The organism is Pseudarthrobacter adonitolis (genome assembly GCF_055412845.1).
Window position 1 is genome coordinate 1 of sequence record NZ_JBVAYW010000006.1, and the last position, 13,113, is coordinate 13,113.

The 13,113-nt window shown below is 65.2% G+C and carries 15 protein-coding genes and 3 pseudogenes; 7 read left to right on the top strand and 11 right to left on the bottom strand.

The features are described from left to right. Positions 1-360: pseudogene (locus tag ACZYZ4_RS08370) on the bottom strand (urocanate hydratase); the annotation flags it as partial. A 145-nt stretch (positions 361-505) separates the two neighbouring features. Then, positions 506-1,345 (bottom strand): IclR family transcriptional regulator, encoded by an 840-nt coding sequence (locus ACZYZ4_RS08375; RefSeq protein WP_463859881.1) that lies wholly within the window; start codon positions 1,343-1,345, stop codon positions 506-508. A gap of 201 nt (positions 1,346-1,546) precedes the next feature. Between ACZYZ4_RS08375 and ACZYZ4_RS08380 the strand changes: the two genes are divergently transcribed. The 3 genes from ACZYZ4_RS08380 to ACZYZ4_RS08390 all read left to right on the top strand — a co-directional run bounded on the left by ACZYZ4_RS08380 (position 1,547) and on the right by ACZYZ4_RS08390 (position 4,036). Further along, complete coding sequence (locus ACZYZ4_RS08380; RefSeq protein WP_463859883.1) at positions 1,547-2,365, top strand: GNAT family N-acetyltransferase; 819 nt, start codon at positions 1,547-1,549, stop codon at positions 2,363-2,365. Between the two features lie 148 nt (positions 2,366-2,513). Then, positions 2,514-3,407 (top strand): NmrA family NAD(P)-binding protein, encoded by an 894-nt coding sequence (locus ACZYZ4_RS08385; protein WP_463859885.1) that lies wholly within the window; start codon positions 2,514-2,516, stop codon positions 3,405-3,407. Continuing rightward, on the top strand, positions 3,404-4,036 hold the full coding sequence (locus ACZYZ4_RS08390; protein WP_463859887.1) for an NAD(P)-dependent oxidoreductase: 633 nt from the start codon (positions 3,404-3,406) through the stop codon (positions 4,034-4,036). Before ACZYZ4_RS08385 ends, ACZYZ4_RS08390 begins: the two co-directional genes overlap by 4 nt. 16 nt (positions 4,037-4,052) lie before the next feature. Here the strand turns inward: ACZYZ4_RS08390 and ACZYZ4_RS08395 are convergent, their stop codons facing one another. The 4 genes from ACZYZ4_RS08395 to ACZYZ4_RS08410 are packed head-to-tail and all read right to left on the bottom strand — an operon-like array spanning position 4,053 to position 5,977. Next, positions 4,053-4,325 (bottom strand): transposase, encoded by a 273-nt coding sequence (locus ACZYZ4_RS08395; RefSeq protein ID WP_463859889.1) that lies wholly within the window; start codon positions 4,323-4,325, stop codon positions 4,053-4,055. A 28-nt stretch (positions 4,326-4,353) separates the two neighbouring features. Then, positions 4,354-5,325 carry an NAD(P)-dependent alcohol dehydrogenase gene (locus ACZYZ4_RS08400; protein ID WP_463859890.1) on the bottom strand — a complete coding sequence of 324 codons (972 nt, stop codon included), beginning with the start codon at positions 5,323-5,325 and terminating at the stop codon, positions 4,354-4,356. Continuing rightward, positions 5,322-5,555, bottom strand: coding sequence for a helix-turn-helix transcriptional regulator (locus ACZYZ4_RS08405; RefSeq protein ID WP_160677130.1), 234 nt, complete (start codon positions 5,553-5,555; stop codon positions 5,322-5,324). The genes ACZYZ4_RS08400 and ACZYZ4_RS08405 overlap by 4 nt, the downstream gene beginning before the upstream one ends. Next, the gene (locus ACZYZ4_RS08410; protein ID WP_463859892.1) at positions 5,549-5,977 is read right to left on the bottom strand and encodes a hypothetical protein; all 429 of its coding nucleotides are present in this window, start codon (positions 5,975-5,977) and stop codon (positions 5,549-5,551) included. The genes ACZYZ4_RS08405 and ACZYZ4_RS08410 overlap by 7 nt, the downstream gene beginning before the upstream one ends. A 267-nt stretch (positions 5,978-6,244) precedes the next feature. Here ACZYZ4_RS08410 and ACZYZ4_RS08415 point away from each other — a divergent pair. After that, a pseudogene (locus ACZYZ4_RS08415) lies at positions 6,245-6,559 on the top strand (LysE family translocator); the annotation flags it as partial. Between the two features lie 249 nt (positions 6,560-6,808). On the opposite strand, the gene ACZYZ4_RS08420 reads toward ACZYZ4_RS08415, so the two are convergent. Next, complete coding sequence (locus ACZYZ4_RS08420) at positions 6,809-7,153, bottom strand: Rossmann-fold NAD(P)-binding domain-containing protein (protein WP_463860250.1); 345 nt, start codon at positions 7,151-7,153, stop codon at positions 6,809-6,811. 24 nt (positions 7,154-7,177) lie between these two features. Here ACZYZ4_RS08420 and ACZYZ4_RS08425 point away from each other — a divergent pair. Continuing rightward, positions 7,178-7,527, top strand: a pseudogene (locus tag ACZYZ4_RS08425) (winged helix-turn-helix transcriptional regulator). Between the two features lie 202 nt (positions 7,528-7,729). Then, complete coding sequence (locus ACZYZ4_RS08430) at positions 7,730-8,014, top strand: hypothetical protein (protein ID WP_463859894.1); 285 nt, start codon at positions 7,730-7,732, stop codon at positions 8,012-8,014. Positions 8,015-8,028: 14 nt separating this feature from the next. Here the strand turns inward: ACZYZ4_RS08430 and ACZYZ4_RS08435 are convergent, their stop codons facing one another. Together ACZYZ4_RS08435 and ACZYZ4_RS08440 are read right to left on the bottom strand one after the other, a co-directional pair. Continuing rightward, positions 8,029-8,778 carry a 3-hydroxybutyrate dehydrogenase gene (locus ACZYZ4_RS08435; RefSeq protein ID WP_463859895.1) on the bottom strand — a complete coding sequence of 250 codons (750 nt, stop codon included), beginning with the start codon at positions 8,776-8,778 and terminating at the stop codon, positions 8,029-8,031. A gap of 51 nt (positions 8,779-8,829) precedes the next feature. Then, entirely contained in the window at positions 8,830-10,212 is a 1,383-nt protein-coding gene (locus ACZYZ4_RS08440; RefSeq protein ID WP_463859896.1) for an MFS transporter, read from the bottom strand. Between the two features lie 129 nt (positions 10,213-10,341). Here ACZYZ4_RS08440 and ACZYZ4_RS08445 point away from each other — a divergent pair, with 129 nt between their 5' ends. Then, a complete protein-coding gene (locus ACZYZ4_RS08445) occupies positions 10,342-11,259 on the top strand; it encodes a LysR family transcriptional regulator (RefSeq protein WP_463859898.1) in 918 nt (305 codons plus the stop codon). Positions 11,260-11,288: 29 nt separating this feature from the next. Here the strand turns inward: ACZYZ4_RS08445 and ACZYZ4_RS08450 are convergent, their stop codons facing one another. Then, a complete protein-coding gene (locus tag ACZYZ4_RS08450) occupies positions 11,289-12,239 on the bottom strand; it encodes a spermidine synthase (protein WP_463859899.1) in 951 nt (316 codons plus the stop codon). A gap of 131 nt (positions 12,240-12,370) precedes the next feature. Further along, entirely contained in the window at positions 12,371-13,033 is a 663-nt protein-coding gene (locus ACZYZ4_RS08455; protein ID WP_463859901.1) for a hypothetical protein, read from the bottom strand. Between the last annotated feature and the right edge of the window lie 80 nt (positions 13,034-13,113).

A 13,113-nucleotide genomic window follows, 5' to 3' on the forward strand; every position in this document is an offset into this window, starting at 1 on the left:
GCGGAACTCGGGCCAGTTCGCCCAGTCACCCACGAGGTTGGAGTTGGCAAGGAGCACGCGGGGCGCCCATTCGTTGGTGCGGAAGACGCCGACCGGTTTGCCGGACTGGACCAGGAGGGTCTCGTCCTTTTCCATCGTTTCCAGGGTGCGGGTGATCGCGTCGAACGCGGCCCAGGACCGGACCGCACGGCCGGTTCCGCCATAGACCACCAGGTCATCGGGACGTTCGGCGACCTCGGGGTCCAGGTTGTTCATCAGCATGCGCAGCGGCGCTTCGGTCTGCCAGCTCTTGGCGGTGAGCTCGGTGCCGCGGGCAGCTTTGACCGGGCGGGCACCGGTGGTGAAATCGGCGGGTGCCATGAGGGCTCCTTCTCGTGTTGGTGCATCTGGAAGAGGTTCTGTATTAACTAAAGCCGTTCCAAACCGGGCAGGATAGGACTTTCGGAGCGGTGGTGTCCGGGATTCCAGACCGCAGCGGTTCCTGTCGGGCCGTCGTCGGGCAGCGTTACTTGGCAGGGCGGCCGTGGATGCGGACGGAGAGCTCGTCCGCCACCTTCTGGACCCGCGCGGCGAGTGTCGGCCATTGGTCCGCCGGCAATTTCTCCTCGAGGAATGTCACGGCGACTGCCGCCGTCGGCCATCCCACATGATCCGTGACAGCGGCGGCGATCGAGCCGAAGCCGGGCGTCACCTCGCCGTGTTCGGTGGCGTAGCCGCGCTGCCTTACCCGGTCTAGGTGCGAGGACAGCGCGGAGTACTTCATGATGGCGCCCTCCACCTCATGCCGGGCAGTAAACGCCTCGGCATTCGGGTAGAGCGCGCGGACCTGCGACTTCGGCAATGCCGCGAGAATGGCGCGGCCGCTGGCGGTGAGGTGACTGGGGAGCCGGACGCCGACGTCGGTCACCAGCGACGGGCGGTTCTTGGCCCGTTCCTCCACGATGTACAGCACGTCGCGGCCATGAAGCACGGCCAGGTGCGCGCTCTCGCCGATCACGTCCACCAGCGATGCCAGCAGCGGTCGACCCAGACGGGACAGCGGCTCCTGCCGCGAATACGCCGAGCTCAGCTCGAAGGCACTGATCCCCAGCCCGTAGCGCTGCTCCTCGTGCAGGTGGAGGACAAAACCGTTCGCCTCCATCACGCCGAGCAGGTGGTAAACGCTTGAGCGCGGCAATCCCAAGGACGTGGCAATGCTCGACGCCGCCATCGGCCCCCGCTTCGAGGCCAGGAGCTTGAGGATACGAAGGGTGTTCTCGGCAGCGGGGACTTTGGACGTCACCCTTGGTTCGCTGCCGGCCTCAGGCCTGGCTTCCGTGTTCGACACCGCTGTGCCCTCCGTCATTTCTCGCGGGGCTTCCGGCCGTGTCCGGGATCCCGTACTTAACCTTGCGCCCATGGCGGCTCCCCTCATGGCCATCCAAACACAGCATGTGTCCGGAATACCAGACATTGGACACGGCGCGGACCCGGTCAGGAGATGCTGGGCCGAGGTTGCCCTCCCGGCCCGCTTGGGTCCGGCGGCGCTGGTCGTAGGCTGAAGCGTATGGCCTCAACCACCGATATCCTTGCCGCGTACGATTCCCAGCTCCGCCGGCTGGTTCCGCCAGCGGTTCCGACAGGCCACGAGTATCAGCTCCTGGGCCCCCTGCTACGCGTGACCGGACAGCGGCGGGGCTTCATCGAGTCGGCTCGTGACCTCGGCGTGGAGGACGGGATGCTCGACAGGATTATCGTCGAGCAGCGTGACTACTTTGCCGGCCGCGGGGAAGCCGTCGAATGGAAGACCCGGGCGCACGACCTCCCGACTGATCTGGAGGCCCGCCTCCGCGCAGCAGGCTTCGTACCGGAAGACCGCGAGACCGTCCTTGTGGGCGAGACGGCCGCGATGGCCGGTGACTCTGCGGTCCCGGAAGGTATTCGGGTGAGGCTGGCCCGCGAACGCCCTGACCTGGAGCGCATCGCGGCCATGATGTCTGAAGTGTGGGCCGCCGACTACGGCTGGGTGGCCGCTGATCTGCATCACCGGCTGGCCTCGGACCCGGAAAACCTGGTGGTCTTCATAGCGGAGGCCTCAGGGGTTGTGGTGTCGGCGGCCTGGCTGGAGATCAATCCGGGTACGGACTTCGCGGGTTTATGGGGCGGTTCAACGTTGCCTGCATGGCGAGGGCGGGGGATCTACAAGGCCTTGGTGTCGGCGCGGGCTCAGGTGGCGGCCGCCCATGGGGTGAAGTACCTGCAGGTGGACGCTTCCGCTGACAGCGAGCCGATCCTGCGAAGGTTGGGATTCAGGGCACTCACCACCACCACGCCGTTTGTGTGGACTCCTCCTGCGAGGCGAGATAGCCCTGGAGCACTTGGGTAGAGCCCCGCTATGGACGAGAAAGAGACACTGCATCACTAAGCCGCGCGTCAGGCGGGACGCCGACATGTGGGCGTCCCGCCTGCGCCCCTGAGGCTTCTCAGCGGTGCGGGTTTGTTAGCCTCAAGATCAGCAGAAAGGAAGACGCTTGATGGCGGATGAAGTGATCCTGGTTACCGGGGCTACGGGCAACGTCGGTCGGGTCGTGGTGGAGCAGTTGCTGGCCGCTGGGCGAAGAGTCCGGGCGGCCGGCCGCAGCATGGAGTCGGTGAGGCGGATGTTTGGGCAGCGGGTTGAGGCTGTTGCCCTGGATTTCACCGATGAGATGACCTGGCCCGGCGTATTCGACGGAATCCGCCAGATGTTTCTGCTGCGCCCGCCGCATCTGGGCAAGCCGAAGACGCAGATCATTCCCGCCCTCGAGTACGCGCGGGCCCGCGGGGTCGAACAGATGGTGTTCCTTTCACTCCAGGGTGCTGAGAAGAACAAGGCCGTCCCGCACGCGGCCATCGAAGCATGGCTCCGCGCCTCCGGTGCCGACTGGACCTTCGTGCGAGCTTCCTTCTTCCACCAAAACCTCTCAACCACCCACCTGACCGACATCCGTGACCGCGGCGAGATCGTGGTTCCCGCCGGCCGTGGCGCGACCGCATTCGTTGACAGCGAGGACGTCGGCGCCGTCGCCACAGCAGCGCTGCTCGATCCCGCCGGCCACCGCAACACCGCGTGGACTGTGACCGGGAACGAAGCGCTGACGTACGGACAGATCGCCCAGATCCTGACTGACGAGCTCGGCCGCCCCATCCGGTATGCCCGGCCCGGCATCTTCCGCTACCTCCGGCACGCCCGCCGGACCCTGGGAATGCCCTGGGGCATGGTCATCGTCACGGCCGCCATCTACACCGCAGCCCGGCTCGGGCTGGCCGGTGGCCTGACCGACACCGTGCACCACGTACAGGGCCGGGACCCAATCAGTTTCGCCGAATTCGCTCACCGGGAACGCGAAACCTGGAACCCCACCCTGACCGGCAAGGAAACCCCATGAGAATTGCACTGCTCGGAGCCACCGGACGCACCGGCGGCCTTGTCCTCACCGCAGCAAAGGCGCGCGGCCACCAGGTGACCGCTCTCGCCCGCAATCCCGAAAGCCTCGCGAGCTTCCGCAATGAAGACGTCACCCTGGTAGAAGGCGAGGTCCACGACCCGGAAACCCTCGCCCGCGTCACAAAAGGCGCCGACGCAGTGATCTCGGCAGTGGGCGCCCGGGGCCGCGACCCGGAGCTGCATACCATTCTCGCCAGGAACACCATTGCGGCGATGAACACCACGGGTGTTAGCCGGTTCGTCGGCGTCAGTGTGGGCGGACTTGATGTCCCCGGAGACCAAAAGGGCCCACGGGACCGATTCATAGGAGCCCTGGCACGAACCCTCGCCGGAGCAGCATCGGCTGACAGGAAACGCGAGTACCAGGCCTGGCAGGCCAGCGGACTACAGTGGACGCTGATCCGTGTCCCCCGCCTCGTCGACGGTGAAACCATCACACCTCCCGTCGTCGACCCACGCACCCCGCCCCGCGGAACCGCGTTGCACCGGGTAGCACTGGCGGCACTCCTGCTGGACTGCGCAGCCACACACCAATACACGCAGCAGGCACCCTTCGCGGCCGACACCTAACATTCATCGGTCGGCGTCACCGGCTGTGAAGGACCCGCGAACGAGACTGAAGCCGGACCCTTGCATGAGCAGCCTTCTCCTGGCCAGCGGTAACCCGATCCGGATGATCCTCCCGGCGCACCCAGTTCCCCAGCGTGCCTTCAAGCACGCCTATCCCCAGACACACCTGCGAGATCGGACGGCCAGAGGAAATCACCAACTCAACAGCCTCATCCCTGAACTGCTGCGTGTACTTCTTACAGTCGGTCATGCGAGAAAAGGCTCCTAACATGGAGCCCCACAAAACCATACGGCCGAGGATGAGAAGTTGAAGAGCGTCAGATGCTGACAACTACTTTGCCGCGAGCCCGGCCCTCGTGCATGTATTCAACGGCGGCTGGCGCCTCAGCGAGCGCGTAGACCTTGTCCACGGCAGGCTTCACACTGCCAGCTTCAATAAGCGTGGTCAGCGCCTCGAGATCGCGATAGTTCTCCGTCGAAACAAGCCCTTTGAATTTTCGGCCGGAGAACAGCGACACCAGCGGCGCACCCATCGAACGCTCAAACCCGCCGGTCAGCTTCCCACCACCCTCACCGCCAACGATCACCAGCGTCCCGCGCGGCGTGAGTGCGTTCCGCAGGACTGAGAGCGGCCGGTTGCCGGCGGTATCCAAAATGACGTCGTAAAGCAGCCCGGCGCGGGCAAAGTCGTCCAGTGTGTAATCGATGACGTGAACAGCACCGAGGGACCGGACCAGCTCCACTTTTCCGGTGCTGCAGACTCCTGTGACCTCCGCCCCGAATGCCTTCGCCACCTGTACGGCAAAGGACCCTACTCCCCCGCCAGCGCCTATGATCATCACCCTCTGGCCGGTACTGACCTGTCCGGCATCGCGGACGGCCTGCAACGCGGTAACAGCAGAAATGGGCGCCACCGCGGCCTCCTCGAACGTGAGGTTTGCGGGTTTCGTTGCCACACGGCTCTCTTTGGCGCAGACAAATTCTGCGAAGGACCCCTCACATGTGCCGAACACTTCATCGCCAGGCTGGAAGCGCGTCACGCCAGCCCCCACAGCCTCCACGACGCCGGCAACCTCGCGTCCGCGGACGGGCACCTTGGGCTTCTTCAGCCCGAACCCGAAGAGCCGGATCAGGTACGGCCGCCCGGTCATGAGGTGCCACACGCCCTGGTCGACGCCGGCCCCGCGGACGCTAATCAGCACCTCCCCATCGCCGGGCACCGGCTGCGGAATGTCCCGTAGCTGGAGTACATCGGAATTCCCGTAAACGTCCTGCACGATAGCTTTCATGATGCGTCTCCTTCGTGATTCGGGTACTGGAACACGTCCTCGAGCGGCACGCTGAGCACATGGGCGATCTGGAACGCCATCTCCAGGGACGGCGAATACCGGCCCTGCTCGATGGCAATGACGGTCTGCCGGGTGACGCCCACACGTTCGGCCAATTCGGCCTGCGTCATCTCGCCCCGTTCGAACCGCAGGCGCCGAATGGAATTGGTCACCCGCGTTGGCTTCACCACGGCTGGAACCCCCGGCGGTAGGCAACGATCTTGGCTACGGAGCCCAGGATCGCGGACAACACAAACGTCAGGTAGATGACGTTTGCGATCCAGAAGTGGTCCACCTCGGCCATCGCCAGGAGCAGCGCCGCGACGCCCCCGATGACCACAAAAGACTGGCCGATGTACTCGCCGAAACGGTAGATCTCCCTGTCGCGCTGGTCCTTCTTCCCGGCCTCCTTGGGCGAAAAGATGCCCAGGAGAATGTGCAGCGCGATGGACGCAGCAATAGAGGCCCCGATGGTCCACAGCAGTGGAGCAACATACGGAACCCCGGCAACGGGCATGGTGCCGGCCAGGCCCAGGACGATGGCCAGATACACGCCATAAGAGCCCGCGGCCACCACCCCCATGATCCAGGCGCTCTTCTCTTCGAAGGACATTTCCGCTCCTGCCATTTCCACCAGATGTAAAACAAAGCTGACATCTCAAAGGTAAAGAAAACCAGACATGATGTCAAGAGTTTTGGACTCGATACAACGCGCAGTGCAGATACCAGCCCCCAGTCCGAGATGGAAGACACCACCGCCTGTGATCCGTGGTGCTGATGGCTGCCCCCGGACCCAGCGCGCTGTTCGTGATCGGCCGTTCCCTGGCCCTTGGCTGGGAGGGGCGGCGTCCTGACAGTACTGGGCAATGCGACCGGGCAGGTGGCTGCAGTTGCGTTCGGAGGGGGCACTATTGTGGCGCAGTCCGTAGTCCTTTTCAGCGTGGTGAAGCTGGCGGGGGCCGCTTACCTGGTCTATCTGGGCATCAAGGCCATCCGGAACCGGCGGCACAACTCGTTCGCCGATCGTCAGCCAGTGGCCTCCTCGCCACAACGGCTGGTGGCGGAAGGTCTGGTGGTGGGTGTCACCAACCCAAGTCAGTGGTGTTCTTCGTCGCGGTACTGCCGCAGTTTGTGGACTACCCGTCCGGGGCCATTCGTTCCAGCTGGCGCTGCTGGGGCGGTTTTCCTGCTGATCGCCATAGTTTCAGATAGCCTCTGGGCCGTCGCCGCAGGTTCGGCCCGCCAATGGTTCGCCCGGTCGCCCCCGGGTTTCAGCAGTGGAGGCAACAGGCGGGGCCTTGATGATCGGCCTCGGCGGAACGTTGGCCCTGACAGGCACCAAGTCCTAGTCACCCGGCCCGCAGGCCGGGCAACAGGACTTCTGAACAGGAGCTGTCAGGGCTGTGTGGCTCAGAAGGCATGCAGCCGTCAGACCGGGTCCTGCCTAGGCCGAAGCAAGCGCCGAACGGACGGCAACCGGCATCGGCGTCGTGGGACGGCCGATGAGGGTGCGGAGGTCCGAGCCGCTGACCAGGAGATCGCCATGGGCAATGCCGAGGTCCGAGTCCGCCAGAATGTCGGCGAAGAGCTCCGGCACGCCGAATCCGGCAAGGAGTCCGGCGTAGTCACTGGCCGGAAGGTCCTGGTACACCACGGGCTTGTTGGCCGCGGTGCTGATTTCCTGGGCCAGTTCGGTGAGCATGAAGGCGTGGTCCCCGCCGAGCTCGTAGACCTTGCCGGCCTGGTTCTGGGCCAAGAGCACGGCCGCGGCGGCCGCGGCGTAGTCCACCCGGGACGCGGCACTGCCGCCAGCCTGCCGGAAGGATTGGCCGACGGTGTGTTCCCGGCCGGTGCCCCAGCCGCATCGTCCTGGACCACATCACCAGCAAGTGGGGAGTGCTGATCCTGCCGGCACTCTCGGAAGGTGAGCAGCGCTGGAGCGAACTCCGGCGCCGCGCCGAGGGAATCAGCGAGAAAATGCTGGCGCGGACCCTCAAGACCCTGGAGCGCGACGGCCTGGTGCTGCGGAAGGCGCAGCCGGTCATCCCGCCCCGCGTTGACTACAGCCTGACCGAACGCGGCTATGAACTATCGGGCCTGCTCGTCCCCCTGATCACCTGGGCCTACAACAACGCTGACGACATCCTCAACGGCGAGCGCTGATTCCCTGCCAGCGCTGGCAGGAAAATCCCCTAAGTAGGGCCCCTCCGCAAAGATGAGTACATGTTACTGGTGTGACTGGTGTGATTAGCGCCTAGCGTAAATGTAAGGTGCCAGCCAGGAATTGGAGGACCATCCTCTGCTGGGGCGTTCCGGCAACCGCACCGCCAGTGAGCGGACGAGCGCCGCGCTGAAGGAGTTACCGATGGTCAATGCTGCCCGTAATCCGGCCCAACACGAACCTCAACACGACCGCCACTACGACGCCAGCGGGAGACAACCGCGCCGTATGGCTAGGGCCTGGAACCGTATCCGCGCGGTGCCAGGCCCAGCAAGCCCCTACAAAATCGGTGACGCCGTTGTGGGAGACGATCCCTTCAACGGCCGGCACGAGGGTGTGGTGGTCTCACGGACCCTCGACTCTGTGGGCATGCGAACCGCAGAGGGCGTTGTCTACTACGATCCCCGCCAGGTCAGACGGCAGGAGTAGGCAATCGGCCCGGCCTACCGCGCGGACCAGCCGCCGTCCATCATGTAACTGGACCCGGTGACCATGCCGGCGTGATCGGAGGCCAGCCAGGCCACCAAAGATGCGACCTCCTCCGGTTCCACCAGGCGTTTCACGGCGGACTCGGTGAGCATCACCCTGGCCAGGACCTCGGACTCGGGGATGCCGTGCACCTTGGCCTGGTCCGCGATCTGCTTTTCGACGAGCGGGGTCCGGACATAGCCCGGGTTGACGCAGTTGGATGTGACTCCGTGCTCCCCGCCTTCGAGCGCCGTCACCTTGCTCAGCCCTTCCAGGCCGTGCTTGGCGGAAACGTACGCACTCTTGAAGGGGGAGGCCCGGATTCCGTGCACGGATGACACGTTGATGATGCGGCCGAAACCGTTGGCATACATGTGCGGCAGCGCCGCCCGGATCAGCAGGAAGGGGGCCTCGAGCATCAGCGCGATGATCCGGCGGAAATCCGCTGGATCGAACGCTTCGATGGGGCTGATGCGCTGGATCCCGGCGTTGTTCACCAGGATGTCGCAGTCCAGGCTCACGGTGGCGAGCGCGTCCGCGTCCAGCAGGTCAACGGCCCAGGCAGTGCCGCCCACTTCATCGGCGAGGGCGGCAGCGCCGGCGGAGTCGACGTCGGCAACCACCACCTTGGCCCCACGGGCGGCGAACTCTCGGACACAGGCAGCGCCAATCCCGCTGGCGCCGCCGGTCACCAGGGCCTTGCGGCCGTTCAGCGTGTTTTCCATTGCACTTCCCATCGTTTGCCTAGTCCCAGTAGCTCAAGCGGCTCAAGCAGCTCAGCGTGAGCCGGCCGGGATCAGTCCCTCGCGGGCGGCGTCGGCCTTGTCCACGTCCTCCAGCGCGATGCCCTTGGTTTCCTTCAGGCTCAGCACCGCCACTGTGGTGATAGCGCACGCAACCACGAGATAGATGGCGGTGGGCAGCCAGGAACCGGTGTCCTTGAGCCACTGGGTGGCCAGCAGAGGCGCCAGCGAACCGGCGAAGATCGAGGTGACCTGCGAGCCCAGCGATACACCCGAGTACCGCATCCGGGTGGGAAAGAGCTCGGCCATGATGGCAGGCTGGCCGGCATACATAAAGGCGTGCAGGCACAGGCCGATGGTCACGGCCAGGACAATCACGACGGCGTTGCGGGTATCGAACATGGGGAAGGCGAAGAACGGCCAGGCCGCACCGGAGATGGCGCCGATGAGGTAGACGGGCTTGCGTCCCAGCTTGTCCACGAGCCGCCCCACCTGCGGGATGACCAGGAGGTGGATGACATGGGCGATAAGGAGTGCCAGCAGGAGCGAGGACGTGTCGTACTTGTGCACGCTCTTGAGGTAGACGATCGCGAAGCTGACCACCAGGTAGTACATGATGTTCTCCGCGAAACGCAGCCCCATGGCCTGCAGGATGCCCTTGGGGTACTTGCGCACCACCTCGAAGACGCCGTAGTTGACAGCCTGCTCCTTCTCCACGAGGGCTTTGGCCTCCAGGAAGATGGGTGCCTCGGTGACGTGGGTGCGGATGTAGTAGCCAACGAAGACGATCACGGCGGAGAGCCAGAATGCTACACGCCAGCCCCAGCCGAGGAACGCCTCGGGGCTCAGGGTGGTGGACATGATGAACAGCACCAGTGTTGCCAGGAGGTTGCCCACCGGCACGGCCGCCTGCGGCCAGCTGGACCAGAATCCGCGGGACTTGTTGGGGCTGTGTTCGGCAACCAGCAGCACCGCGCCGCCCCATTCACCGCCGAGCGCGAAGCCCTGGATGAAGCGGAGGGCCACCAGCAGGGCCGGGGCGAGGTAGCCGATGTCGGCAAAGCCCGGGAGGCAGCCCATCAGGAAGGTGGCCACGCCGACGATCACGATGGTCAGCTGCAGGGTAGGCTTGCGGCCCAGCTTGTCGCCGATCTGGCCGAAGACGATGCCACCGAGGGGGCGCGCCACGAAGCCCACCGCGTAGGTGAGGAACGCCTGGATAATGCCGTCCAGCTCGTTGCCGGTGGCGGGGAAGAAGTACTTCCCGAAGACCAGGGTGGCGGCGGTGGCGTAGAGGAAGAATTCGTACCATTCCACTACCGTGCCCACCATCGAGGCGGCCACAATCTTTTTCAGTCCGGATCCCTTGGGTGCGGATCCGGCGGCATTGTCTGCCGAGCGCTGCTCTACGCTCATGAGTTTCTCCTTAGTGTCCACTTTGACACGCGCTGTGATCCACAGCACTAATGGCTTCACTGAGTATTACTGCACAAACATGCGCCTTCAATGACCAAACAAGCACCGCCTGTGTGCACAATTGCAGATATGAAGGCGAATCCCGATGACCTGCTGGTCCTGCTCGCGGTATCCCGCTCAGCAAAATTTACGACGGCGGCGCAAGCGTTGGGGCTAAACCACACCACCGTCTCGCGTCGGATAGCCGCCCTGGAGAAGGCGCTCGGCGGCCGCGTCCTGGCCCGGGCGGCCGGCGGCTGGGAACTGACGGAGCTGGGCACGGAGGCTGTCCGGGTCGCCGAACAGGTGGAGGCCGCGGTGAGTGTGCTGGGACCGGCAGGCCAGGCACCGGACCCGATCACCGGCGTCGTACGTATGACGGCGACCGACGGCTTCAGCGCCTACATCGCGGCACCCGCTGTGGCGCGGCTGCGCCGGAAACACCCCGGGCTGAGCGTGGAAGTGGTGACCATGACCCGCCGTGCGCTGCAGCAGCGCTCGGGTCTGGACATCGAAGTGGTGGTGGGCGAACCGCAGGTCCACCGGGCCGAAGCCGTCCAACTCGGTGAGTACATGTTGGGGATGTACGCCTCGCGCGCCTACCTCTCCGAGAACGGGACGCCGGCGAGCGTTGCTGAACTGACGGAGCACCCGCTGGTGTACTTTGTGGATTCGATGCTGCAGGTGGACCTCCTGGACGCACCCCGGCGGCTGGTGCCGGCCATGCGCGAAGGGCTCACTTCCACCAACGTGTTTGTCCATGTGGAGGCCACCCGCGCCGGCGCGGGCATCGGATTCCTGCCGTGCTTCATGGGCAATCTGCACAACGACCTGGTCCGACTGCTCCCCGACGACTTCGCCGAATTGCTCCCTTATTGGATGGTGCTGCGGCCGGATTCTATGCGCCGCCCCGCCGTGGCCGCCGTTGTGCAGGCATTGCGCGACCAGACGGCGGCGCACCGGGATGCCCTGCTGGGCAGGGCCCAGACTCCAGCGATTGCTCCGTAACGGCCGTTTTGGGCGCTCAAAAAGGGCGGCTACGGAGCAATCGATGGGGCGTCCGGGTCGCGACGCACCGGGGAGTTCGCGGCGAAGGAGCGCACCTGGGCGTCGTTCCAGATGTGGGCCGGGACGGCACCGCCCAGGAGCCGACGGGCCAGCTGCGGGTCCCCGTCCAGCGGGGTATCGCTGCCGGCCATCACCATGTTGCCGTAGCGGCGGCCCTTCAGCATGGAGGGGTCGGCGATGATGACGGTGTGTGCGAACGTGGCCGCGATGGTGGCGGCGTCTTCCCGCGCATTCAGCAGGCTCGGGGCGTCGCCTGAGTTCACCACATAGATACCACCCGGCGACAGGACCCGCTTGATGTGGTCATTGAACTCGGCCGTGGTGAGCGGCCGCGGCGTAAGTGAACCGGCAAACACGTCGCGGATGATGAAGTCGCGACTGTCCGGCGTGAGCGTCTCGGTAACCTCGCGGGCCTCCCCCACGCGCAGCCGCAGCAGCGGCGCCTTGGGCAGGTCGAACCAGCCGCGGACATACTCGGCCAGTTTGCCGTCGAGTTCCACCACCACCTGCCGGGCGTCCGGATAGGCGGTGTGGAGGTATCGGGCCAGGGAACAGGCCCCGCCGCCCAGGTGCAGCCCGCGCAGCCGCCCGGTCCCGCCCGCGGTGGGCGCGACCGCCTTGGCCCCGCCCCTTCCGGACTTCGGCGGCCAACGTGACTCAATCAGCGCCGCCATCCAGCGCATGTACTCAAAATCGAGGAACAACGGATCGGCGAGGTCGATGTGGGAGCTCATGACACCGTTGATCTTCAGGAGCCAACCGTTGGAGTTGTCCTGGTCCGCGATGAGCTCGCAGTCGCCGGTATCAATGTAGTAGACGCCCTCAACCGGGCCATCAGGACGGGTTCCCTTGGGCACCTCGATGACACCCGCCGTCGGACGCTGGCTGTTCCGGCCGCCTGACTTGCCGCGCTTTGCCATTACCCGTGTGCCGCTTCAGTCATGGATCAACCCTAGTTGTACACCCCAAATCGGCACGCCTCGATGGCAGGCCACCAGCTTCGGGCGTGGGGCAGGGTCCGACCAGGACGTACAGGCTAAATGCCGGAGCCCTAAATGCCGGAGCGCGGCGTGTCGCGATCAGCCCGCTCGCGACGCCTCCGCAGCTCTTCGGCCTGCGCAGGATCGGTGTGCGCATTGGCATCAGGGTAACCGTCTCCATCGCCGTCGACGTCGCCACGGGACCGCACCCCTCCGGGCTGCGTTTCACCGGGGCGGACTTCATTGGACCTCGCTGCTCCGGAACGGGATTCTTGGGCGCGGGTTTCGTCGGCGCGGGCTCCTTCAGTGCGGGCTTCAGCCTGGCGTGCATCAAGGCGCGCATCCTGATCTGCACCCAGGCGTGCATCCGCATCCCGGCCCATATCCTCGCGCACGTCCGGGTCTATCGCGTTGGCCTTTTCGGTCTGCCTGGCTACATCGTCACGGAGAGATCTCGCGTCGCCGGCCTTCTGCTCGGCATCCTGCTTCAGCCGTGCGGCATCGACCTGCGCCTGCTCCGCGTCAGCACGGGCGCGGCTCGCCCTGGCTTCCTTCTCACTCGCATCGAGCTCCACCTCCTCCGCCTTCCGGCGCATTTCGGCGGCCTTCTCGCGGTTCGATTCGTCCCGCTTCTGCTCAAGCGCCCGACGACGACGCCCTGTCACCAGGAACAACACGATCAGGAGCACCACCACGATGCCAACAATCACCCAAACCCACGATGTTGTATCCACAACTACTCGCCTCTTTCCACTTCGTTGTGACGGGGTCCCTGCGATGCCAGGCCGGCAGGCCATACGGACCCATTTGAAAT

Coding starts and splice junctions, on each gene's coding strand:
- ACZYZ4_RS08375 (WP_463859881.1), bottom strand. CDS start 1,345: ATGACGGAGGGCACAGCGGTGTCGAACACGGAAGCCAGGCCTGAGGCC.
- ACZYZ4_RS08380 (WP_463859883.1), top strand. CDS start 1,547: ATGGCCTCAACCACCGATATCCTTGCCGCGTACGATTCCCAGCTCCGC.
- ACZYZ4_RS08385 (WP_463859885.1), top strand. CDS start 2,514: ATGGCGGATGAAGTGATCCTGGTTACCGGGGCTACGGGCAACGTCGGT.
- ACZYZ4_RS08390 (WP_463859887.1), top strand. CDS start 3,404: ATGAGAATTGCACTGCTCGGAGCCACCGGACGCACCGGCGGCCTTGTC.
- ACZYZ4_RS08395 (WP_463859889.1), bottom strand. CDS start 4,325: ATGGTTTTGTGGGGCTCCATGTTAGGAGCCTTTTCTCGCATGACCGAC.
- ACZYZ4_RS08400 (WP_463859890.1), bottom strand. CDS start 5,325: ATGAAAGCTATCGTGCAGGACGTTTACGGGAATTCCGATGTACTCCAG.
- ACZYZ4_RS08410 (WP_463859892.1), bottom strand. CDS start 5,977: ATGTCCTTCGAAGAGAAGAGCGCCTGGATCATGGGGGTGGTGGCCGCG.
- ACZYZ4_RS08430 (WP_463859894.1), top strand. CDS start 7,730: ATGGTCAATGCTGCCCGTAATCCGGCCCAACACGAACCTCAACACGAC.
- ACZYZ4_RS08435 (WP_463859895.1), bottom strand. CDS start 8,778: ATGGAAAACACGCTGAACGGCCGCAAGGCCCTGGTGACCGGCGGCGCC.
- ACZYZ4_RS08440 (WP_463859896.1), bottom strand. CDS start 10,212: ATGAGCGTAGAGCAGCGCTCGGCAGACAATGCCGCCGGATCCGCACCC.
- ACZYZ4_RS08445 (WP_463859898.1), top strand. CDS start 10,342: ATGAAGGCGAATCCCGATGACCTGCTGGTCCTGCTCGCGGTATCCCGC.
- ACZYZ4_RS08450 (WP_463859899.1), bottom strand. CDS start 12,239: ATGGCAAAGCGCGGCAAGTCAGGCGGCCGGAACAGCCAGCGTCCGACG.